Source organism: Shewanella sp. Isolate7, assembly GCF_022398425.1.
Taxonomy (GTDB): domain Bacteria; phylum Pseudomonadota; class Gammaproteobacteria; order Enterobacterales; family Shewanellaceae; genus Shewanella.
On record NZ_JAKEVJ010000030.1, the window covers coordinates 1 to 20,167 of the forward strand.

The window sequence follows — 20,167 nt, forward strand, 5'->3', positions numbered from 1 at the left end:
ATCTTCAATTTATTGCGCTGTCGATTACAGAAAACAAACAAGTGCCCATTACAGGGCTCTTGTCGCAAGCTATAAGCAACAATGTTACTCAAACCATCTATCGACTTGCGCATATCAGTGATGCCGCATATCAAAGTGACATCAAGCCGGGTACTGTTATTAAACATATTGTCCTCCTATAAATCAGAAGAACAATGATGGTGGCTGATAGCTAAAATATGAAGGTGCAGTTTGTCGGACGCTTACAGACATAACTTCCAGAGCATCGACAGATACCAGTAACGTTAAATCGAAGAGACAAATAATTTAGTGTAGGTGCGGCTGGGGCCTTCGACAGCAGGGATGCTGTCGTAGAGCGCCCAGGGAGGGGTTAACAGCGTGCCGCAGCAGCACCTGCACGAAGAGCCTGCCGCAGGCAATAAATAACATTAATGGCTAACGCTACGGCGAAGGAGTAGAAGTCAAAGAAGACTAAAACCACTTTTCACTAGTTAAGTGAAGAACTAGTCACAATCTTTGAGCGGCCAGAGCACGATGTGATCCTCTAGGTACCTCACCTTGTTCTCGTTAATCACCTTGTTGCGGGTCGACATCCCCAGCTCATGCATCTTCTGCTTGTCGCCGGTTAACAGTGGATGCCAGCTCGGCAGGTCGCGGCCCTGATAGAGGCGGCGATAGGCACAACTGTCGGGCAGCCAGGTGAGTTCGGCGATATTATCGACCGTCACCTTAGTGCAGCTAGGCACAAAGGTGAATCGCTGCTCGTAGTGCATGCAGTGACACGCCTTTGCATCGAGCAGCTTACAGGCGGCATTGGTGTAGTAGAGCTCATCGGTTTCATCGTCGATGATCTTATTAAGGCAACACTTACCGCAGCCATCGCACAGCGACTCCCATTCCTGGGCACTCAACTCTGCAAGGGTTTTCTCTTTCCAAAACGACATCTTTACAATTCTTTCAAGGGCCGACCTCTGCCGCTTTCAACGGGCTTAGTCAGGCTTAATGTGGGAGGCCGAGCGGCGCTTGCCTGCTCGGCATCTGAAATGGTCTATTTTATCTCAGGATACTTGATTCTTTCTGATAGGTAGGTCACGGCCAGGGTAAGGTGTTCTGACCCTTGGGTCTTTCTGAGCACCCGATAGTTGTCATACACCAGGTAGCTGCGACCATTCTTGCCATCTGGCATGATGAGCGAGACCTGCATATCCTTGCGTGAGGGCAGATCTGAACCATTAAAACGCCTGACGCCCAGCGCCTGCCACTGATCAAAGCCCTTATGCACCGTTAGCCCCACCAGATCTTGGGGTAAGGCCTTGGGCGCACTAACCTGACGTCCCCAGGTGCCATCATAATCCCAGCCCAGCTGCTTAAGATAATTTGCCGTGGTGGCATAGGCATCATCCAGGCTGTGCCAGATGTCTACCCTACCGTCGCCGTTACCATCCCGACCATACTTAGCCAGTTGTTTGGGGGTGAAGTGGGGATAGCCCATCAGGCCGGTTGAATCACTCTTGAGGTTGTCAAACTTGAGCTGGTCGCGCTCCATCAACTTGAGCGCCGAAATAAAGGCCGCATCACTCCGCTCATCACCGGCGTAGGCCTGTTCGCCATGGTAGGCGTTAGAGGCGATCACCGTCAGCGCGGGATAGTCGCTGGCATCGAAGGCCGAGGTTATGCCCCAGTAGGCCAGCACAAACCTTGGCTGGACGCCGTACTCCTTGCCGAGTCGGTCGAAAAGTGCCTTGTTATCGCGATACAGGCTTCTGGCCTGCTCGACTAAGGCTTCGCTCACCCGATTTGGCAAATATTTGTCTAAATTCTCAGGGCCGCTCTTGGCGGGTTCATTGACAACGGCCTTCTTGAACAGCTTTATCTGATCGAAAACCGCATCTATGGTGCCCTGGGCGATCCCCTGCTCGACTGCTTGCTGCTTTAACTCAGAAAGATACTGATCGTAACTGAGCGCGGACTCCTGAGCTTGTAAAGGGCTGGCTAAAAGCAGGCCATTTGCGAGTAGAGCACTTAGCAAAACATTCTTTAAAAACATGCACTTTCCTAATCTCTGCTATAACCTATCTCTTTCTTGTACTCTTCGAGTAGGTTAACCGGAGGTGGTGGTAATTGAAGATAATACCCCTTCTCGGCAAGTTCAACTTTTACTTTTTCGATATCGGCAAGGGCTAACTGTTCACGTTTGTTCAGCGGCAGCAACATCACCAGTTCGGGCGTACCAAACATCTTCATCAGCGGCTCGGGCACACGCTCGAAATCGTTGCGTTTCTCCACAAAAAGATAACTATCGGGTTTTAAGCGACTCTTATATACAGCACAGATCATATAGGGCGAAATTTCCAGTTTATTCAACTTGCCAGCAAATTCCGCACACTATAACATGGAGCGCAAGGATTATAATAATATCTAACCGGCCCAGGCCGGTTAATTTTATCAAGAGCAAGTTTAGGAATGCAGAAACCTAGCCTCGAATTAAAAGGCTCTTCATTTACGCTTTCAGTGCTGCATATTAATGATGCAGATCTCGACGGGGTCGCCCGCGAACTCGACGATAAACTGGCCATCGCGCCGCAGTTTTTTCTTGGTGCGCCCCTGGTGGTCAACCTCAGCGCCATCTCAGATCCCGACTATAACCTCGCCGGCCTCAAAGATCTTTTAATCTCCAAGCAACTGGTGATCGTGGGGATCACAGGCGCGCCGAGTGCCATCGCCAACCAGGCAAAGGCCTTAGGGCTTGCGCTGATTAAATCTGGCAAACAGAGTCAGAACCAGCCCCAACTGCCCAAGACCACCAAGATAGTGAAGCAAAATATTCGCTCTGGTCAGCAGATTTACGCAAAGAATGGCGATCTCATCATCATTGGCGCCGTGGGTAACGGTGCAGAAGTGATTGCAGATGGCAGCATACACATATACGGTAGTCTTAGAGGCAAGGCCATGGCGGGTGCCAATGGCGATAAGAATGCCGTGATCATCGCCCAGAATATCGATGCCGAGCTGGTCTCCATCGCTGGGCAATATTGGTTAACCGAGAATCTACAGGCACATGCCTCGATCAAGAGCGGTTGTATCAGGCTAGACGGCGATAGCCTTACCGTCGAAGCACTATCGCTATAGAAATTGAAAAGGACAGAAACAAACATGGCACAAATTATTGTTGTCACCTCAGGTAAGGGTGGAGTGGGCAAGACCACTTCGAGTGCGGCCATTGCCACCGGCCTGGCATTGAAAGGCCATAAGACAGTCGTGGTCGATTTCGATATCGGGCTACGTAACCTGGATCTCATCATGGGGTGCGAGCGCCGCGTGGTGTACGATTTCGTCAACGTAATCAATGGCGAAGCCAACCTGAATCAGGCGCTGATCAAAGATAAGCGCACCAGCAACCTGTTTGTACTGCCCGCCTCACAGACACGGGATAAAGACGCCCTGACCAAAGAAGGGGTTGGCCGTGTACTGGAAGAGCTTAAGCAGGACTTTGACTACATCATCTGCGACTCACCCGCAGGTATCGAGACGGGTGCCATGATGGCCCTCTATTTTGCCGACACCGCCATTGTGACCACCAACCCAGAGGTTAGCTCGGTGCGCGACTCAGACCGTATCCTGGGCATGTTGCAGAGCAAGTCTAAGCGCGCCGAAGAGGGACTGGAGCCGGTCAAGGAGCTGCTGCTACTGACCCGTTACTCCCCTACCCGCGTGGCGACCGGCGAGATGCTCAGCGTGGCGGATGTGGAGGAGATCCTGGCCATTCCGCTACTTGGGGTGATCCCCGAGTCGCAAGCCGTACTCAAGGCCTCTAACTCGGGCATCCCTGTGATCATCGACCAAGAGAGCGATGCAGGTAAGGCCTATAGCGACGCCGTGGCACGACTAACGGGTGAAGAAGTAGAGATGCGTTTCGTCACCGAAGAGAAAAAAGGATTCTTGAAAAGGATATTTGGTAGCTAATTATGTCTTTACTCGATTACTTCAGAGCGAAAAAAGAGCCAACGACCGCCGTCACCGCCAAGGAAAGATTGCAGATCATCGTCGCCCATCAGCGCGGCGAGCGTGATGCGCCAGACTACTTCCCGGCGATGAAACAGGAGATCATCGAGGTGATCCGCAAGTATGTGCAGATAGACAGCGACCAGGTGTCGGTGCAGCTGGATCAGAACGACGACAACCTGTCGGTACTAGAACTGAACGTCACCCTGCCGGAAAAGCCTTAGGCTCCTAGGCAGGAAACAGCACAAACGTGTATTAACGCGCATTAACGCAGCACAAAAAAGCCCTCTTTTGAGGGCTTTTTCACAGGCGCCGTTTGGCGTTTAGCAACCTGAAGAATCCTGCCTTAGCAGCTGATCTCGGCCAAGGCGGCCTTACTCAGCTCACCGCGCCAGCCCTGTAACACCAGGGGCGTCTCGCCCTGACCGTCATTCCAGCGCCACTGCAGGTACTCATGGATATGGCGCTTAGAGCCCAGCAGCTCCATAGGCACCTCATTGGCTTCTGCCACCTGGGTCAAGGCCTGTTTTATCGCCTTGAAGGCCGACTTGTAGCCAGGTTTTAGTGCAATAACATCGATGGCCTCGGGCAGGTTATCCAGATCCGCCTTGGCCATCTCGGCGATGATCGCCTTGGCATGCATGCGTTTCTCCTGCTCGGTTAGCTCTGTCATCCTGAAGATCTCGCCGGTAGATTTGGGCTGCTTCTTGGCCAGCGCCAGCAGGGCGTGGTCTTTAATCACGAAGCCCAGGGCTAAGTCTCGGTCCAGCGCCTTTTGCAGGCGCCACTTGGCGAGCACCTTCAGATAAGCCAGCTGCTTGGGGCTGAGCTGAAAGGCATTCTTCACCCTAAGATAGGCGCTGTCGCCATCCGGGCTCTCTAAACGCCCCTGGGTCATGCGCTCGCCCTCTTCCAACAGCCAGGGCATTCTGCCACTCTGTTCGAGCTTTTCTAACAGCTGGGGATAAAGCTGATAGAGGTAATCCACATCATTGGCGGCATATTGCAGTTGGGCATAGGTCAGCGGACGCTTCATCCAGTCGGTGCGCGACTCGCCCTTATCCAGCTGGACGCCCAGGCAATGCTCCACCAGCTTGGCATAGCCCATGCCGTGGCCCCAACCACAGAATGCGGCGGCGATCTGACTGTCGAACAACACCTTAGGCTGGCAACGACCATAACGAGCCAGCACCTCGAGATCTTCGCTGCAGGAGTGCAGTACAGTGATCATGTCGTCACGTTCCAGCAGCGCCCAGAATGCAGAGAGATCGCTCACCGCCACAGGATCGATCAAGGCGAGGGTCTGTCCGTCGTAGACCTGTATCAACCCCAGCTTGGCGTAATAGGTGCGAGTGCGAACAAATTCGGTATCTAACATCAGGACCTTCGCCTGACGATACTTGTCCACCAGCGCGCTCAGGCTGGCGTCATCCTCTACATATTGAAAGGTCAAATCTCATCTCCAAATACTGTGGCTCGGTGAACGCAAAAGCCGGCATTATGCCGGCTTTGAGTCACCTAAAACAGGTGGTTCCCTATGCAACTAGGCCGATTTGGCTTCGTCGCGCAGCTCGCGGCGTAATATCTTACCCACGTTGCTCTTAGGTAGCTCATCCCTGAATTCTACCAGCTTAGGAATTTTATATCCCGTCAAATGATGACGACAGTGCTTGATCACCTGCTCTTCGGTCAAAGATTTATCTTTCGGTACCACAAACACCTTCACCAGCTCGCCACTCACCTCGTGGGGAACGCCCACGGCAGCTACTTCCAGCACCTTAGGATGCAGGGCCACCACCTCTTCCACCTCGTTGGGGAAGACGTTAAAGCCAGAGACCAAGATCATATCTTTCTTACGGTCGACGATATAGAAGAAGCCCTTGTCGTCCATGTAGCCGATATCACCCGTAGCTAGGTAACCATCCTTATCGATCACCTTGGCCGTCTCCTCGGGGCGTTGCCAGTAGCCCTTCATCACCTGAGGCCCCTTGGCGTAGAGTTCGCCCGTCTCACCCTGAGGCAGCACATTGCCCTCTTCGTCACGCACCTGCATATCGGTATTGGCGACCGGGAAGCCGATAGAGCCGTTGTAGCCCTCTAGGTTATATGGACAACAGGTCAGCAGTGGCGACGCCTCGGTCAGGCCGTAACCTTCCAGCAGGCGGGTCTTGGTGATCCCCTGCCACTTATCGGCCACCGCACGCTGCACCGCCATGCCGCCACCGATTGAGAGCTTAAGGTTGGCGAAATCCAGGGTCTTAAATTCTTCGGAGCTGACCAGGGCGTTAAATAGGGTATTCACCCCGGTAAGGGCGGTAAAGGGATGCTTCTTCAGCTCAGACACGAAGGCCGGTATGTCCCTCGGGTTAGTGATCAGCAAATTGTTGGCCCCCTTATGGAGGAACAGTAGGCAGTTCACCGTCAGCGCGAAGATATGGTAGAGCGGCAGCGCCGTGACCACAAATTCCTTACCATCGGCCAGCAGCGGCGAATAGGCGGCATCGGCCTGCAACAGGTTGCTGACGATATTGCCATGGGTCAGCATGGCGCCCTTTGAGACCCCAGTGGTACCGCCTGTGTATTGCAAGAAGGCGATATCATCTCCCTTTATGGTCGGCTTCACATACTGCAGGCGACGTCCCTTAGAGAGCGACTGACGCATGGAGATGGCGTGGGGCAGATGATATTTAGGCACCATCTTCTTGATATACTTCACCACAAAGTTCACTAGGGTGCGCTTAGGCGCGCTCAACAGATCCCCGAGACCGGTCAGGATAACGCTCTTCACCGGCGTCTGATCCACCACCTGCTCCAGGGTATTGGCAAAGTTAGACACCACGACGATCGCCTTGGCGCCCGAGTCGTTGAGCTGATGCTTGAGCTCTCTTGGGGTATAGAGCGGATTCACGTTGACCACCACCATGCCGGCACGCAGTATACCAAACAGGGCGATAGGATATTGCAGCAGGTTAGGCATCATGATCGCGACACGATCGCCCTTCTCCAGCTTGAGTTCATTTTGCAGATAGGCGGCAAAGGCACGGCTGCGCTCTTCGAGTTTACGATAGGTCAGCGTCGCGCCCATGTTGACGAAGGCGGGCTGATCGGCATACTTGGCCACCGAGCTTTCAAACAGGTCGATGAGCGAGCTGTATTGCTGCGCATCAATGATAGATGGCACATCATGGGGTAAATTTTTCGTCCAAAGCTGTTCCACGAGTCTCTCCTAAATCCCCAGGCAGAGTTAGGGTGAATGAAATCATTCACCTAAGGTTTCAAATATAGAAACTAAACACTGACTTATAAATATTGTAGGTAACACCCCAAAAAATCATACGGGCGTTTTAATTTTGAACATCATCACACAATTAGAGTAAAAATCCTAGTGTAATTTTACCATCTCTTGCCGAGGGGCTGTCACGCTAAAAATGCCTTAATTGCCGCGGCAACCTCAAGGTGATTGCCCATATGGAGATGATGATCACCCTCGAGCGTTACCTGAGTGAGATCTTGATACCAGGCGGCGACCGTATCGGCCAAATTATCGCCAGTACTATGACCCGTACTATTGCCAGCCCCTGCACGGGTTGCCGACACATTCCCCATCAGGGGATAACCCGCTTTGGCGCGGATCGCCAGCACCTTGCCGGCGTGGCCCTGCATCAGGCCGCTGACATGGTCAAAGTTGAGCCGCATGGGCGAATCCAGCTTGAGTCTGGGGTCGCTGCACCAATAATACTGACCCTCCATTTGCTGCAAGTTGCGCTCGAGGATCAATCGGCACCAAGGCATATCCAGCCCGGTCAGTTTGTGCCTCGCCCTGACGGCAGCATCTAGCACCACAGGTTTAGCCGCCATCTGACTCATCGCCGCACGCTGATGGGCGTCGAAGCTGCGCCTTAACCTCAGTTTACTCTTATCCGGCGACTCAAACAGGGGCGCGAGCGCCTCGATTAAGATCCAGCGCTCGGCCTTCTCGGCAAAGGCGGCGCTGTAGGCCGAGGCCACTATGCCGCCAAGCGAGTGGCCTATCACCCCATGTAGCGGCTGATGACGCACTATGGCATCGATCAGCAACTCAAGATCATAGAGGTAATCTATCCAGTGCAGCGGATAACCGCCGGGCCTGTGCTGTGACGCGCCGTGGCCCGGCCAATCGATCGCCAGCAGCCGATAGTCATCAAGATGCTGGGCGAGCGGCGCGAAGCTATTGGCGTTATCCAACCAGCCATGGAGCGCCAGCAGTAGCGGCTTATCCGCCTCGCCCCATAGACGGCCACCGAGGCGAATATGGGGCAGCGTGATAGTGACCTCGTCACTCCCCTGGCTTGGAGCACACAGCGGCGCTAATGGATCATTCATGCTTTAGGTTTTTTAATAAATTTCAGCGTCATACGATCGCTCTCACCGATAGCAAGGTACTTGGCCTGCTCCCCAAGACGCAGGCTCGGCGGCAGGGTCCAGACGCCCTTAGGATGATCTTTGCTGTCCTTAGGATTGGCGTTGACTTCGCTGCTAGCCACCAGGGTAAAACCCACCTTCTCGGCAAGGTCGATCATCTCATCCTGCACCATGTAGCCAGTGCTCAGATCCATGCCAGAATTGGCCCTGTGTTCGACCACGCCAAAGGTACCGCCAGGCTTAAGCACCTCATAGACGGATGCGAATACCTGCTCAAGGGCACCGGCCTTGGCCCAGTTATGCAGGTTTCTAAAGGTCAGCACGGCATCGGCGCTGTTAGGGGCGCCGAGACTGACGAGTCTTGGCGGGTCGAATGGAATGCTAGAGGCTTGTCCCAGCTTATCGGAATGGCTCTGCAGCCAACTATCCAGCGCCTTGCCCAGGCGAATACGATAGCCTGGCACCTCAAGGCCCTCAGGCGGGTTGGCATCGAAGTTAGCGGCGATATAGTGCCCCTCCTTGGCCAGATAGGGCGCTAGGATCTCGGCGTACCAGCCGCCGCCGGGCCACAACTCCACCAGGGTATCGCTCGGCTTAATCTCGAAGAAACTAAGGGTCTCGCCTGGATGACGATACTGGTCTCGCTCAACATTTGCCGCTTTGCGCAATGGATTGCTTAACGCATCTGTGACCTGTTGATTGACCAGAGTCGGCTCGCTGGCCTGGGCATAGTTTGGGCTGACCAGGCTAGGCGCCGCCACGCCTATGGCTAATGCCAGTGAGGCCGCTAAAGTTAAGGATTTCATCGATTCTCTCCCTGAAATAAGGCTATTGGAAAGGCCTAAGCTAGCAGGCTAATTGATAAAATAAAACCTGATATACAGTCGGTTACACTTTTTGCGGGCCGACTTGATTGGCACTATCGACCCTGCGCCAGCAGAGCCAGAGCATGGTCAGGCTGGTCAGTAACCAGACGCCTACCCAGATCCAGGCCGGGATCCAGGTCTGTTCGGCCAACATGGCGGCATCTCCCCGTCCCGGCATGCCCAGCAACACGGTCGGGCTGGCGAGCGCGTTTAACATCACCATCAGCGCCATCACCCGCAGGGCGAAGGTGAGCAGCGGGCTGTGACTGAGCTTTAATGGCAGCAAAAACAGCAGGGCCAGCATCAACAAGATGGCGACCGTCAAGAGATCCCGTCCCCAGAGTACGATACTTGCCAACACCACCAATCCTAGGCAACTAAAACTGACGCGGATCCCCCTGGCCCAGGTCGCCAGATGAAAGATCAGCAATCCCCAGAGCGCCGCGCCAAAATAACCGGCAAAGCCGATCAGCACGGGCCAGCCCCCCTGGCTGACACACAGGCCAGCGCCGTTGGGATAAAGTTCGATATGACTGACTATGCCGCCGCTAAACAGGGTCGCCAGGGCGTGAGATACCTCGTGAAAATAGCTCTCTAGCCACTTGAAGGGCACGCTCAGATAGGGAATGCGTGTCAGCACCAGCGCCAGCAATAGCTCTACCATGAAGAGGCTGCGAGTCGGCATACCGGCGCGAGAAGAGGGGGAATCGATAGAAAAAGTCATACTGGAGAACCCGTCCTATAGGTTGTTGATGCCTTGATAGCCGGCGCTTTAGACACGCTGGCGCTACGCCGAAACATCTTCCTTTATTAAAGACTAAACATGAACCTAGCTAAACACGAACCTAGACATGAACCTAGACATAGGTGTCTATGCCCACCATCTGGGAGATGGCATCGCGCTGAGCAGCATGTTGATGCAGCAGATATTGACCTATGGCGCCGCGGCTGTTGCCGGTCTGTTGATCGTACTCGAGCTTGGCGTTGAGTCTGTCTTCGAGCGAAATCGTATTCTGCTCGGCGAGCTGTGTGGAGCTCTTAGCGGCGGCATCAAGCTCAGCCCGCCCGGCAACGGCAGGCCCAAGGGGCGTCACATCGATGACGTTGGCTTGCACCCCTTGCTGGGGCGCGATGGCATCGCTAATCGCCGATGCGCCCGAAGAGAATCCAGGCATCAGGTTAGATGACGAAACTTGCATGCTAGTTATTCCCCCTTCTCTCCTGACAGCTTGGTTACACGATCATGCTTCAAGCCTACACTAAATTACTCGCGACCGGGCAGTTTTTTCCAGGTCACGGTATCGCGCAGATAGACGGGCTGTAGCTGATCGACCTCGGTCGCCAGACCGATCTTCACCGCCGCCTCGGCCAGCGGCAGTATAAAGCGCGCGAGTGGGAACTTAGCCTCTTCAACCAGGCTCATCTGCTCGGTCAATAGCGCCGGATAGGCATCGAAACCTGTGCCGCAGGCGGCAAGCGGCGTGTCAAAAGTCAGCTGGCTCGACAACTCCTCTGGCGCGCAGACTCGCTCTTCCCCCACCAGGCTGGCCAGGCCATCGACGGCGCGATACTCACCCCAGTAGATCTCACCCATGCGGGCGTCGATGGCGGTGGCGACCCGCGCGGCTCCCTTGAGCGTTATGGCGGCCTGCGCCATGGCGGCGAGGGTTGAGATCCCCACCACGGGCAGATCTTGCCCTAAGGCCAGCCCTTGTGTCATAGAGGTACAGATACGAATGCCGGTGAAACTGCCGGGGCCACGGCCATAGGCGATCACGTCTACCTGACTGAGCGAGATCCCCGCCTCTTGCAACACCTCTTGTACCATGGGCAGCAGACGCTGACTGTGTTCCCGCGGCGCATCGGCCTCACGGGCAAACACCTGTCCCTGATATTGCAGGGCAACCGAACAGAACTCGGTGCAGGTATCGAGCGCAAGTAAACTTAAAGGGGCAGAGAAATCTTTATTTTCCGGCATGTAAAACGAACCAAATCTGTTGCGATAACATGGCGCTGCGCTGCATATTCAACGGCGCTCGCCCCTCATCGCCAAAACCATAAGATGAATGGCGCCGATTATAACGTAAAACCCGCCCAGGTATAGCCCTAATTCCGCCAGATAAAACCCGGGAACCTTAGCAAAACAGGCCATGTTAAGCTCACTGCACCTCACAAAATGACGATTGATAGACGCCCTGGCTTTCTTCCTCTTTGATGTAAATATCGATTTTCAGCCGAGGATAAACCCGATAACATAAGACGCTAAATTAGGTCGATAAATTAGAGCGATAGCGAGATGCGCGTTAAGTATGGCCGCACTAAGCTAGCCGCACTAGGCTAGCCGGTTGAGACTGGCCACATAAGACTAGTCAAATGAGTCTGGCCACATTAGCCTGGCCACAATTAGCCTTGCTGCTTTGAACGTGACCGCTTTAGGCATTCAGCCAAAGGTAGCGTTCGCCGACAGAATATCGATAAGCCTTCTCTTACTCGAGGGGATAGCTGTGCAGAGTCAAACCATAGCCCTGACTGCGAGTCAGTCACACTCACAGGCCATCATCATGGCCCTGGGCTCGGCCGTCTTGATGGGCACCATAGGCGCCCTGGCCCGCACCGCCAACCTCGATGCCAGCATCATCACCTTCTATCGCCTGCTGATAGGCGCCGCCTGCCTCATCACCTACATGCTGCTCACGGGCAAAACGCAACAGATATTACATCGCCCCAGTAAGCGGCATCTGGTTAACGGCGCCATGCTGGCCGGTTTCATGGTGTTCTATGTACAAGCCATCGGCTACATCAACATGGCTAACGCCGTCATGGTGATCTACCTCGCACCCCTGGTGAGCGCGGTAGGTGCCCATTTTTTGTTTCAAGAGCGGCTCAAGCGCCAGGATCTGCTCGCCATCGGCATCGCCCTTGTCGGGGTGGTCGCCATCTTACCCAGCCTAGAGAGCCTCTCGGGCAGTACGGCCGACCTCAAGGGCTATGGTTTTGCCCTGCTGGCCCTGGCAAGTTACAGCGGCTTCATGTTGATCAATCGGCGGCCCGCCAGCGCCAGCCCCTATCAGAGCACACTGATCCAGCTGAGTTTCGGCGCCCTCTGCCTGCTCCCCTTTGCCATGCATCAAGCCGTGATACCGAGCTTAACCCAATGGTTCTGGCTGGCGCTCATCGGTGTATTTCCGGGATTTCTGGCCATCTTATTAGCGGTTAAGGCGCTTAGGGTGTTGCCCGCGGCAACCTTCGGCACCTTGGCCTATATCGAACCTATGACCGTGGTGATCATCGGCTGGAGCCTGTTTGCTGAGCACCTCACCCCGAGTCAGTTACTGGGCTGTAGCCTGATCATCTGCGCCGGACTGATACAGACGCGCAAGCGGCGCCAGGCACCGAGCCCCCAATAGAAGGAGTTGTCAATGAGTGCAAAGATCCCAAGAATCGTCATTGTGGGCGGCGGTGCCGGCGGACTCGGCTTGGCCACCCAACTGGGACACAAGTTAGGCAAGAAACAGCAAGCCGAGATCCTACTGATAGACAAGAACCGCACTCATATCTGGAAGCCCTTGCTGCACGAGGTGGCCACTGGCTCCCTCGATGCCGATCTCGACGGCGTGGTCTACTCGGCCCACGCGGTGAAACACGGCTATCAGTTTCAGCTGGGCGAACTTACCGGGCTGGATCTTAAGGGCAAGCGGCTGCAGCTAGGCGCCATCAGCAACGATAAGGGCGAGGCCCTGCTACCGGCCAGAGAGCTCGAATATGACACCTTAGTGCTGGCCGTTGGCAGCGTCAGTAACGACTTTGGTACGCCAGGGGTGAAGGAACACTGCTTCTTCCTCGACTCCCACCACCAGGCGAACCGTTTTCATAACGCCCTGCTCGACAGCTTCACCCGCATGCATCAATCCGACGAGCAGCAAAAGCTCAACATCGCCATCGTCGGCGGCGGTGCGACAGGCGTGGAGCTCTCGGCCGAGCTGTATCATGTGACCGATCTACTCAAGAGCTATGGTCTAAGCAAGATGACCGCCGACAGACTGGCGATCACCCTCATCGAGGCGGGCCCAAGAATTCTACCCGCCCTGCCCGAGCGCATCGCCGCCTCGGCCACCCGCGAGCTGACCAAGCTCGGCGTATCCGTGCGGCAAAATACCCGCATCGAAGAGGCCAGTTCCAAGGGCTTTGTCACGGCGGAGAATGAGCTGATCGCCGCCAATCTGATGTTGTGGGCCGCCGGCGTCAAGGCGCCAGACTTTATCAAGCAAATTGAGGGGCTTAATTTAAATCGTGCCAACCAGATTTTGGTACGTCCCACCTTGCAGGCCCAGGGCCATGACGATCTCTATGTGATTGGCGATTGCTGCGCCTGCGAGCAGCCAGACGGTAGTTTCGTACCACCAAGGGCACAATCGGCGCACCAGATGGCTCAGTGTGTCGAGCGCAACATTCTCAATGATCTCAAGGGATTCAACCTGACCGAATATGAATATGTGGACCACGGCTCACTGGTGAATCTGTCTCGCTTCAGCACCGTTGGCAGTCTGATGGGCAACCTCACCAAAGACAGCATGTTTGTCGAGGGTAAGATCGCCCGCTTCATGTATATCTCCCTCTATCGCATGCACCAGAAGGCGATTCATGGCGTCGCCAAGACCTTCGCCCTCTGGTTGGTAGAGAAGATGATGCGGGTGGTGCGCCCAAGGATGAAGCTGCACTAGCATCTAAAGCCAGGGACGGCTAGGTTCGCTTTGGCTGTCCCTAGGGCCTGTTTATCTTTCGCGTTCATTTTTGCAGCATTCTGTATCGATTTTATACAAGGCAGAGCGAATGTAATGTAGTGTGCTACATCAATGAGCGATAACGCAGTAGAAAAATGATACAGACGCTGCCCGCAGGGTTCGTCTTGAGCACGTTCAACGCTTTGTTGCTCGGCTTTTATATAGAATAACTATATCTCCAGCCTCATGCCACGATTTGAACGTGCTCAATTAGAACAAAATTTGTTCTCAAAAGGTCAACAGGCCCTAGTCAATCTGTTGCAGGAAGCTCACCGCCCTGTCGAGATCCCGGGTGCGCTGCATAGGCGGCAAGGAGTTGATAAACGCCTGGCCATAGGGGCGATTGACGATACGGTTGTCGCACAGGATCAATACCCCTCTGTCTTTCTCGTCACGAATAAGCCGCCCCACGCCCTGGTTGAGAGAGATCACCGCCTGAGGCAAGGAGAGCTCCATGAAGGGATCTTTTCCCTCACGCTGCACCCCGTCGGCCCTGGCCTTGTAGAGGTTATCGTCCGGTGAGACGAAGGGGAGCTTATCGATAATCACGCAGCTCAGCAGCTTACCGCGCACATCCACCCCCTCCCAGAAGGCACCCGTGCCCAGCAATACAGCATTGCCCAACTGTCGATATTTCTTAAGCAAAGTCTGCTTGCCCGCCTGGCCCTGCACCAAGAGTGGATAGTCGACCCGGCCCTGCAACATTACCGCCACCAGGTTGAGCATGCGATGGCTGGTAAACAGCATGAAGATACGCCCCTTGGCGGCGTTAATGGCCTTTATGGCGATCTCCACCAGCTGCTTGGCGGCACGCTCCTGGCTGGCCACCGCCGCCAGATGACGCGGCACACAAAACAGCGACTGGCGGGCATAGTCGAAGGGACTGTCCAGTATGGTAGTGTGAGTGGTGGTGTTCGTGGTGGTGTGAGTGCTGTTAGTGCTACGGTTGGTGCTGCTTTTGGTATTTGCACTGGCCTTATCCAACCCCAGCGCCTTGGTAAACAGCGACAGATCTCGGTTGATCTGCAGGGTGGCCGAAGTAAAGATCCAGCTGACATCAGGACTGAACAACGACTGACACTCTTTGGCCACCTTGATGGGGGCGATCCGCAGCGTCAGGTACTGATAACCATATTCTATGCTGTAGGCACTGTCAGGGTTATCACATTGAATAAAAACGGACAATTTGCTGAGCAGCGCATCAAACTTTTCAACCCCATCGTCAAAGGCCTCGTTGCGACCAAGGTAACCCAGCAACATGGTGCGATAGGCGGTCAGCTCGGAGACCAGCGACCAGGCCGCCTCCATCAGGGCCTTATCGCCAAGCAGGCGGCGCCAGTCACGCTCCTCGCTGGCAAACAACAGCCCCTGCCAGTGGAGCAGCTGGGTATGGCAGCGAGCAGTCATGGCGCCAATTTGCGGCGAGTCGGCCATCTGGGTGCGATAGAGTTCGTTAAAACGCTCAAGCAGGCGAACGAGACTCTTGAAGCTAAGCTGCTGACCGAAATAGGTCACGGCGATATCCGGCAGCAAGTGCGCCTCATCGAAGATCACCACGTCGCTATCGGGCAGCAGCTCGGCAAAGCCCGTCTCTTTCAGGATGCGATCGGCGAAAAACAGATGATGGTTCACCACGATGATCTTGGCGTCCAGCGCCTTAGCGCGGGCCTTACGAGTGAAACAGGCCTCATAATGCTCACAGCCCTTGCCGATACAGGACTCTTTACTGCTCACCACCAGGGGAATGGCGGGCGACGTTTCGGGGACTGAGTAGAGGCTGCCGATATCACCATCCACCGTCTGGCTGGCCCACTGATCGATACGCAGCAGATCGTCTAAGATCTTGCCATCGGTCACCTCGACGCCGCTGAGTTGTTTCGCCATCAGGTGCTGACACAGATAGTTACTGCGCCCCTTGAGCAAGGCAACCTTGGGCCTTATGCCGAGAATATTGAGTAGTGCAGGTAGGTCTTTGAAAAACAGCTGCTCTTGCAGGTTTTTACTGCCGGTACTGACGATAATCTGCTTGCCGCTTAGCAGCGCCGGCACCAGATAAGCATAGGTCTTGCCCACCCCCGTGCCCGCCTCGACCACTAGATTATCGCCCTTTTGCAGCGTCTCGCTGACTCGAGTCGCCATCGTCTGCTGCTGAACGCGACAGCTATAGCCCTTGATATGACGGCTTAAGCTGCCATCGGGGGCAAATACCTGTTGTACATCCTGAGTCAGTCGTTTGTTCAATGAATGGCTGATGGTTAATCGTTGATGTTTAAAATGACATCCTGGCATTATGCGGATTTTCTTAGCCAGCACAAGGGACTTGAACCATCGGCTAGCCGCTGCCCTAACGAATCAAACTCTACAGCTTAAGGCCTAGACTAAGATCAAGACTCAGATTGAAACTCAGATTGAATTAAGAGTGATCAACAAAGCATCAAGTTGAAGAATTTTCACCCCGCTTAAATTAGCGCTTGCATACTCATACAAACTTGATTAGTTTAAATACAACTCAGGGCGAACTGACGACCCAAATTACGCACTGCGAGAGAAGACAGAACATGACACAGCGTTTGAATACTATCCATCATCACCATCATATGCGGTAGCCTTCGGATGCTTACTGCCGGAGGACTATTTCCTTCTGGCGGTTGATTCAAAAGCGATCTAAAACCCCTGGAAGGAATTCCGGGGGTTTTTAGTTTCTAGCTTAAGATTTTGTTTTAAAACGATTTAAACAAGTTTACTGAATCAACAAATGAGGAATCATCCTATGTCAGAGTCAAATCGATTACGTATCGCCATTCAAAAGTCCGGCCGCCTGTCTAAAGAATCACAGAAGCTACTCAAGAGCTGCGGCGTTAAGTTTAACGTCAACGAACAGCGCCTCATCGCCCACTCTGACAACATGCCCATCGACCTCTTGCGAGTACGCGACGACGATATTCCCGGCCTGGTAATGGATGGTGTGGTTGATCTTGGCATCATAGGCGAGAACGTCCTCGAAGAGGAGCAGATAGAGCGCCAAACTATGGGTAAGCCAAGCGATTGCATCAAGCTGCGCCAGCTCGACTTTGGTGCCTGTCGCCTATCGCTGGCGGTACCGACCGAGTTTGCCTACCAGGATGCCGCCTCACTAGAAGGCCTGCGGATTGCCACCTCCTACCCTAACCTGCTACGCCGCTTCATGCAGGAGAAGGGCATCAACTACCGCGACTGTATGCTTAAGGGCTCGGTGGAGGTTGCCCCCCGTGCAGGACTGGCCGATGGCATCTGCGATCTGGTCTCTACCGGCGCGACCCTGGAAGCCAACGGCCTGTATGAGACAGAGGTGATCTACCGCTCCATGGCCTGCATCATCCAATCCACCCAGGAGCAGAGTGAGACCAAGCAGGCACTGATCAACAAGATCCTCTCTCGCATCAACGGGGTGGTGCGCGCCAAGGAGAGCAAGTATATCCTGCTACACGCCCCCACCGAGACGCTGGACCAGATCGTCGCCCTGCTCCCAGGCGCCGAGAACCCTACCGTACTGCCGCTGAACGATGACACCAATCGTGTGGCCATCCACGCCGTCAGCAGCGAAGATCTCTTCTGGGATACCATGGAAGCCCTGACTCAGCTCGGCGCCAGCTCCATCCTGGTGATGCCAATCGAAAAGATGATGGGATAGCACCATGACAACAAACTCCATGACAACAAGCACCATCACAGCCACACAGATGCAACGCCTCGACTGGCAGGCGCTGGATGACCAAGCCAGATGCCAGGCCCTGTCTCGCTCGCCGCTGATTGGCGATGCCAATCTTGAGCAGCAGGTCAAGGATATTATCGACACAGTCGCCAGCCAGGGGGATGCCGCGCTAAGCGCCTTCTCTCGTCAGTTCGACAAGGTCGAGCTCGACGCCCTGCGCCTGAGTGACGAGGCCATCGAAGCCGCCAGCGCGCGAGTCGATGACCAGATCAAGGCCGCCATCGAACAGGCCAAGGCCAACATAGAGACCTTTCACCAGGCACAGGCCTTTAAGGGAATCGATCTTGAGACCCAAGCCGGGGTGCGCTGCGAACTGCGCAGCGAGCCTATCGAAAAGGTCGGCCTCTATATTCCAGGCGGCAGCGCGCCGCTGATCTCCACCGTGCTCATGCTGGCGCTGCCGGCGAAGATCGCCGGCTGTCAGCAGCGAGTATTGGTCAGTCCCCCGCCCATTAATGATGCCATCGTCTACGCCGCCAAGGCTTGTGGCATCACGGATATCTACCAGGTCGGTGGCGCTCAGGCGATCGCGGCCTTAGCGCTGGGAACAGAATCTGTGCCAGCGGTAGATAAGATCTTCGGCCCCGGCAATCGCTATGTCACCGAGGCCAAACGCCTGGTGGCTCAGGATAGCCGCTGCGTAGTCAGCATAGACATGCCCGCCGGCCCTTCTGAGGTGTTGGTGATCGCAGATGGCGACGCCAACCCCGACTTCATCGCCGCCGATCTGCTGTCGCAGGCGGAGCACGGCCCAGATTCTCAGGTGATGCTGGTGACAGATAGCCAGGCTCTGGCAGACGCCGTTAATTTAAGCCTTAGCGAGCAACTGGCCAGGCTACCCAGGGCCGAAATCGCCACTCAGGCGCTTAGCGCCAGTCGCACCCTGATGGTCGCCGATATGGATCAGGCCGCCGAGGTCTCTAATCGTTATGGCCCAGAGCACCTGATCATTCAGACCCGCGCCCCCCGTGAAGTGCTGAGCAAAATCCGCGCCGCCGGCTCGGTATTTCTCGGCGCCTATACCCCAGAGTCGGTAGGCGATTACGCCAGCGGCACCAACCACGTGCTGCCCACCTATGGCTATAGCCGCGCCGTCTCCAGTTTGTCGCTGGCAGACTTTAGTCGCCGCTTTACCGTGCAGGAACTCAGCGCAGAAGGGCTAAAGGGACTGGGCGATTGTGTCATGACCCTGGCCAGCGCCGAGCTGCTGGACGCCCACAGAAATGCCGTCGCCGTGCGACTTGCCACGCTAACGGGCGAGGAGAAATAAGATGAGTGTAGAAGCCAAGATGAGTGTTAACGCGACATCGCTCGCCGAGCGTCTCGCCCAGCCGGAACTCTTATCCCTCGAGCCCTATCAGTCGGCGCGCCGCATCGGCGGTGAGGGACAAATTTGGATCAACGCCAACGAGTCACCCTTTAATAACAGCGAATTAGAAGGATTAAACCGCTACCCCGAGTGTCAACCGCCCGAGCTTATCCAGCGCTATGCCGACTATGCCGGGCTGTCGAGCCGACAGGTACTCACCAGTCGCGGCGCCGACGAGGCCATCGAGCTGCTCATCCGAACCTTCTGCATCCCGGGCCGTGACAGCATCGCCTGCTTCGGCCCCACCTATGGCATGTATGCCATCAGCGCGCAGACCTTTAATATCGATGTTAACGCCCTGCGCCTGGATGCTGACTATCAGCTGCCCCAGGATCTGCCGAGCCTGGTCGGCGATGCCAAGCTAGTGTTTATCTGCAACCCCAACAATCCGACCGGCACTGTGATTGAGCCCGATGCCATCGAGGCGGTGATCCGCAGCCTGCCAGATACCCTGGTGGTGGTCGATGAGGCCTATATCGAGTTTTCACCCGAGTTGAGCGTCGTCAAGCTTGTGGAGCGTTACGACAACCTGGTGGTGCTGCGCACCCTGTCGAAAGCCTTCGCCCTGGCCGGCGCCCGCTGCGGCTTCATGCTAGCCAATGAAGCCATCATAGAGATGGTGATGCGGGTGATCGCCCCCTATCCAGTGCCGCTGCCGGTGGCTAAGCTGGCAATAGAAGCCTTAAGTGCCGAGGGTATTGATCGGATGCAGACCCAGGTCGACACCCTTAAAGCCAACGGTGAAAGGCTGGCAGCGGCATTAACGGCTGCAGGCGCCAGGGTGCTTCCCGCCTTTGGCAACTTCGTGCTGGCCTATTTCGACCAGGCAAATGAGATAAGAGTCGGTGAGATGCAGGCGCGTCTCAAACAGGCGGGTGTGGTTGCCAGGGCTTATAAAGACCCGGCGCTTGCCGATGCCATACGTTTCAGCTTTACCAGTGATGAGCAGACAGATGCCCTACTCGCGCTGCTCAGCCAAAGCGCCTAACCAGGCATA

General features: G+C 55.2%; 20 protein-coding genes and 1 other annotated feature. Of the genes, 9 read left to right on the forward strand and 11 right to left on the reverse strand.

Annotated features, from left to right (window positions below; all coding sequences use genetic code 11):
* Positions 1-182, forward strand: a 182-nt coding sequence (locus tag L1D47_RS09400; RefSeq protein WP_239884345.1) for a hypothetical protein, incomplete at its 5' end; no start/stop codon positions are given.
* 321 nt (positions 183-503) lie between these two features.
* On the opposite strand, the gene L1D47_RS09405 is transcribed toward L1D47_RS09400, so the two are convergent.
* The 3 genes from L1D47_RS09405 to L1D47_RS09415 form a co-directional block, all read right to left on the reverse strand.
* A complete protein-coding gene (locus L1D47_RS09405) occupies positions 504-944 on the reverse strand; it encodes a YcgN family cysteine cluster protein (RefSeq protein WP_239884346.1) in 441 nt (146 codons plus the stop codon).
* Between the two features lie 104 nt (positions 945-1,048).
* Complete coding sequence (locus L1D47_RS09410) at positions 1,049-2,047, reverse strand: lytic murein transglycosylase (protein ID WP_239884347.1); 999 nt, start codon at positions 2,045-2,047, stop codon at positions 1,049-1,051.
* A gap of 8 nt (positions 2,048-2,055) precedes the next feature.
* Positions 2,056-2,337: a YcgL domain-containing protein gene (locus tag L1D47_RS09415; RefSeq protein ID WP_011865981.1), complete on the reverse strand. Its 282-nt coding sequence runs from the start codon at positions 2,335-2,337 to the stop codon at positions 2,056-2,058.
* Between the two features lie 126 nt (positions 2,338-2,463).
* Between L1D47_RS09415 and minC the strand changes: the two genes are divergently transcribed.
* Genes minC through minE form a run of 3 tightly spaced genes read left to right on the forward strand, consistent with a single transcriptional unit; the run spans position 2,464 to position 4,226 of the window.
* Positions 2,464-3,129: a septum site-determining protein MinC gene (gene minC, locus L1D47_RS09420; RefSeq protein WP_239884350.1), complete on the forward strand. Its 666-nt coding sequence runs from the start codon at positions 2,464-2,466 to the stop codon at positions 3,127-3,129.
* A gap of 24 nt (positions 3,130-3,153) precedes the next feature.
* The gene (gene minD, locus L1D47_RS09425; protein WP_041511058.1) at positions 3,154-3,963 is read left to right on the forward strand and encodes a septum site-determining protein MinD; all 810 of its coding nucleotides are present in this window, start codon (positions 3,154-3,156) and stop codon (positions 3,961-3,963) included.
* Positions 3,964-3,965: 2 nt separating this feature from the next.
* On the forward strand, positions 3,966-4,226 hold the full coding sequence (gene minE / locus L1D47_RS09430) for a cell division topological specificity factor MinE (RefSeq protein WP_041511057.1): 261 nt from the start codon (positions 3,966-3,968) through the stop codon (positions 4,224-4,226).
* A gap of 122 nt (positions 4,227-4,348) precedes the next feature.
* Here the strand turns inward: minE and rnd are convergent, their stop codons facing one another.
* The 7 genes from rnd to tsaB form a co-directional block, all read right to left on the reverse strand.
* Positions 4,349-5,455, reverse strand: a complete 1,107-nt coding sequence (gene rnd / locus L1D47_RS09435; RefSeq protein WP_239884352.1) for a ribonuclease D — start codon at positions 5,453-5,455, stop codon at positions 4,349-4,351.
* Positions 5,456-5,545: 90 nt separating this feature from the next.
* Entirely contained in the window at positions 5,546-7,219 is a 1,674-nt protein-coding gene (fadD, locus tag L1D47_RS09440; protein ID WP_041511055.1) for a long-chain-fatty-acid--CoA ligase FadD, read from the reverse strand.
* 200 nt (positions 7,220-7,419) lie between these two features.
* Positions 7,420-8,364, reverse strand: a complete 945-nt coding sequence (locus L1D47_RS09445; protein WP_239884356.1) for an alpha/beta fold hydrolase — start codon at positions 8,362-8,364, stop codon at positions 7,420-7,422.
* Entirely contained in the window at positions 8,361-9,209 is an 849-nt protein-coding gene (locus tag L1D47_RS09450; protein ID WP_239884358.1) for a methyltransferase, read from the reverse strand. The genes L1D47_RS09445 and L1D47_RS09450 overlap by 4 nt, the downstream gene beginning before the upstream one ends.
* Before the next feature lie 82 nt (positions 9,210-9,291).
* Positions 9,292-9,993, reverse strand: coding sequence for a M50 family metallopeptidase (locus L1D47_RS09455; RefSeq protein ID WP_239884360.1), 702 nt, complete (start codon positions 9,991-9,993; stop codon positions 9,292-9,294).
* A gap of 133 nt (positions 9,994-10,126) precedes the next feature.
* Positions 10,127-10,468: a hypothetical protein gene (locus tag L1D47_RS09460; protein WP_239884362.1), complete on the reverse strand. Its 342-nt coding sequence runs from the start codon at positions 10,466-10,468 to the stop codon at positions 10,127-10,129.
* 65 nt (positions 10,469-10,533) lie between these two features.
* On the reverse strand, positions 10,534-11,247 hold the full coding sequence (gene tsaB, locus L1D47_RS09465) for a tRNA (adenosine(37)-N6)-threonylcarbamoyltransferase complex dimerization subunit type 1 TsaB (protein WP_239884365.1): 714 nt from the start codon (positions 11,245-11,247) through the stop codon (positions 10,534-10,536).
* 526 nt (positions 11,248-11,773) lie between these two features.
* Here tsaB and L1D47_RS09470 point away from each other — a divergent pair.
* Both L1D47_RS09470 and L1D47_RS09475 read left to right on the forward strand, forming a co-directional pair.
* On the forward strand, positions 11,774-12,676 hold the full coding sequence (locus L1D47_RS09470) for a DMT family transporter (protein ID WP_239884367.1): 903 nt from the start codon (positions 11,774-11,776) through the stop codon (positions 12,674-12,676).
* A 12-nt stretch (positions 12,677-12,688) separates the two neighbouring features.
* A complete protein-coding gene (locus L1D47_RS09475; RefSeq protein ID WP_239884368.1) occupies positions 12,689-13,990 on the forward strand; it encodes an NAD(P)/FAD-dependent oxidoreductase in 1,302 nt (433 codons plus the stop codon).
* A 306-nt stretch (positions 13,991-14,296) separates the two neighbouring features.
* Here the strand turns inward: L1D47_RS09475 and L1D47_RS09480 are convergent, their stop codons facing one another.
* Positions 14,297-16,339: an ATP-dependent DNA helicase gene (locus tag L1D47_RS09480; RefSeq protein WP_239884370.1), complete on the reverse strand. Its 2,043-nt coding sequence runs from the start codon at positions 16,337-16,339 to the stop codon at positions 14,297-14,299.
* A 292-nt stretch (positions 16,340-16,631) separates the two neighbouring features.
* Positions 16,632-16,752: a sequence feature (His leader region), on the forward strand.
* Positions 16,753-16,820: 68 nt separating this feature from the next.
* Between L1D47_RS09480 and hisG the strand changes: the two genes are divergently transcribed.
* From hisG to hisC, 3 genes are read left to right on the forward strand one after another with little or no spacing between them, the layout of a single operon-like run.
* On the forward strand, positions 16,821-17,720 hold the full coding sequence (gene hisG / locus L1D47_RS09485; RefSeq protein WP_041511048.1) for an ATP phosphoribosyltransferase: 900 nt from the start codon (positions 16,821-16,823) through the stop codon (positions 17,718-17,720).
* A 49-nt stretch (positions 17,721-17,769) separates the two neighbouring features.
* Positions 17,770-19,071 carry a histidinol dehydrogenase gene (gene hisD / locus L1D47_RS09490; RefSeq protein ID WP_239884449.1) on the forward strand — a complete coding sequence of 434 codons (1,302 nt, stop codon included), beginning with the start codon at positions 17,770-17,772 and terminating at the stop codon, positions 19,069-19,071.
* Between the two features lies 1 nt (position 19,072).
* The gene (gene hisC / locus L1D47_RS09495; RefSeq protein ID WP_239884372.1) at positions 19,073-20,158 is read left to right on the forward strand and encodes a histidinol-phosphate transaminase; all 1,086 of its coding nucleotides are present in this window, start codon (positions 19,073-19,075) and stop codon (positions 20,156-20,158) included.
* Positions 20,159-20,167: the final 9 nt, after the last annotated feature.

Excerpts from the sequence above, each read along its gene's own strand:
- minC (WP_239884350.1), top strand. The coding sequence starts at position 2,464 with ATGCAGAAACCTAGCCTCGAATTAAAAGGCTCTTCATTTACGCTTTCA.
- L1D47_RS09410 (WP_239884347.1), bottom strand. The coding sequence starts at position 2,047 with ATGTTTTTAAAGAATGTTTTGCTAAGTGCTCTACTCGCAAATGGCCTG.
- L1D47_RS09460 (WP_239884362.1), bottom strand. The coding sequence starts at position 10,468 with ATGCAAGTTTCGTCATCTAACCTGATGCCTGGATTCTCTTCGGGCGCA.
- L1D47_RS09405 (WP_239884346.1), bottom strand. The coding sequence starts at position 944 with ATGTCGTTTTGGAAAGAGAAAACCCTTGCAGAGTTGAGTGCCCAGGAA.
- hisD (WP_239884449.1), top strand. The coding sequence starts at position 17,770 with ATGCAACGCCTCGACTGGCAGGCGCTGGATGACCAAGCCAGATGCCAG.
- hisG (WP_041511048.1), top strand. The coding sequence starts at position 16,821 with ATGTCAGAGTCAAATCGATTACGTATCGCCATTCAAAAGTCCGGCCGC.
- L1D47_RS09450 (WP_239884358.1), bottom strand. The coding sequence starts at position 9,209 with ATGAAATCCTTAACTTTAGCGGCCTCACTGGCATTAGCCATAGGCGTG.
- L1D47_RS09480 (WP_239884370.1), bottom strand. The coding sequence starts at position 16,339 with ATGCCAGGATGTCATTTTAAACATCAACGATTAACCATCAGCCATTCA.
- hisC (WP_239884372.1), top strand. The coding sequence starts at position 19,073 with ATGAGTGTAGAAGCCAAGATGAGTGTTAACGCGACATCGCTCGCCGAG.
- minD (WP_041511058.1), top strand. The coding sequence starts at position 3,154 with ATGGCACAAATTATTGTTGTCACCTCAGGTAAGGGTGGAGTGGGCAAG.
- L1D47_RS09475 (WP_239884368.1), top strand. The coding sequence starts at position 12,689 with ATGAGTGCAAAGATCCCAAGAATCGTCATTGTGGGCGGCGGTGCCGGC.
- minE (WP_041511057.1), top strand. The coding sequence starts at position 3,966 with ATGTCTTTACTCGATTACTTCAGAGCGAAAAAAGAGCCAACGACCGCC.
- tsaB (WP_239884365.1), bottom strand. The coding sequence starts at position 11,247 with ATGCCGGAAAATAAAGATTTCTCTGCCCCTTTAAGTTTACTTGCGCTC.
- L1D47_RS09415 (WP_011865981.1), bottom strand. The coding sequence starts at position 2,337 with ATGATCTGTGCTGTATATAAGAGTCGCTTAAAACCCGATAGTTATCTT.
- L1D47_RS09445 (WP_239884356.1), bottom strand. The coding sequence starts at position 8,364 with ATGAATGATCCATTAGCGCCGCTGTGTGCTCCAAGCCAGGGGAGTGAC.
- L1D47_RS09455 (WP_239884360.1), bottom strand. The coding sequence starts at position 9,993 with ATGACTTTTTCTATCGATTCCCCCTCTTCTCGCGCCGGTATGCCGACT.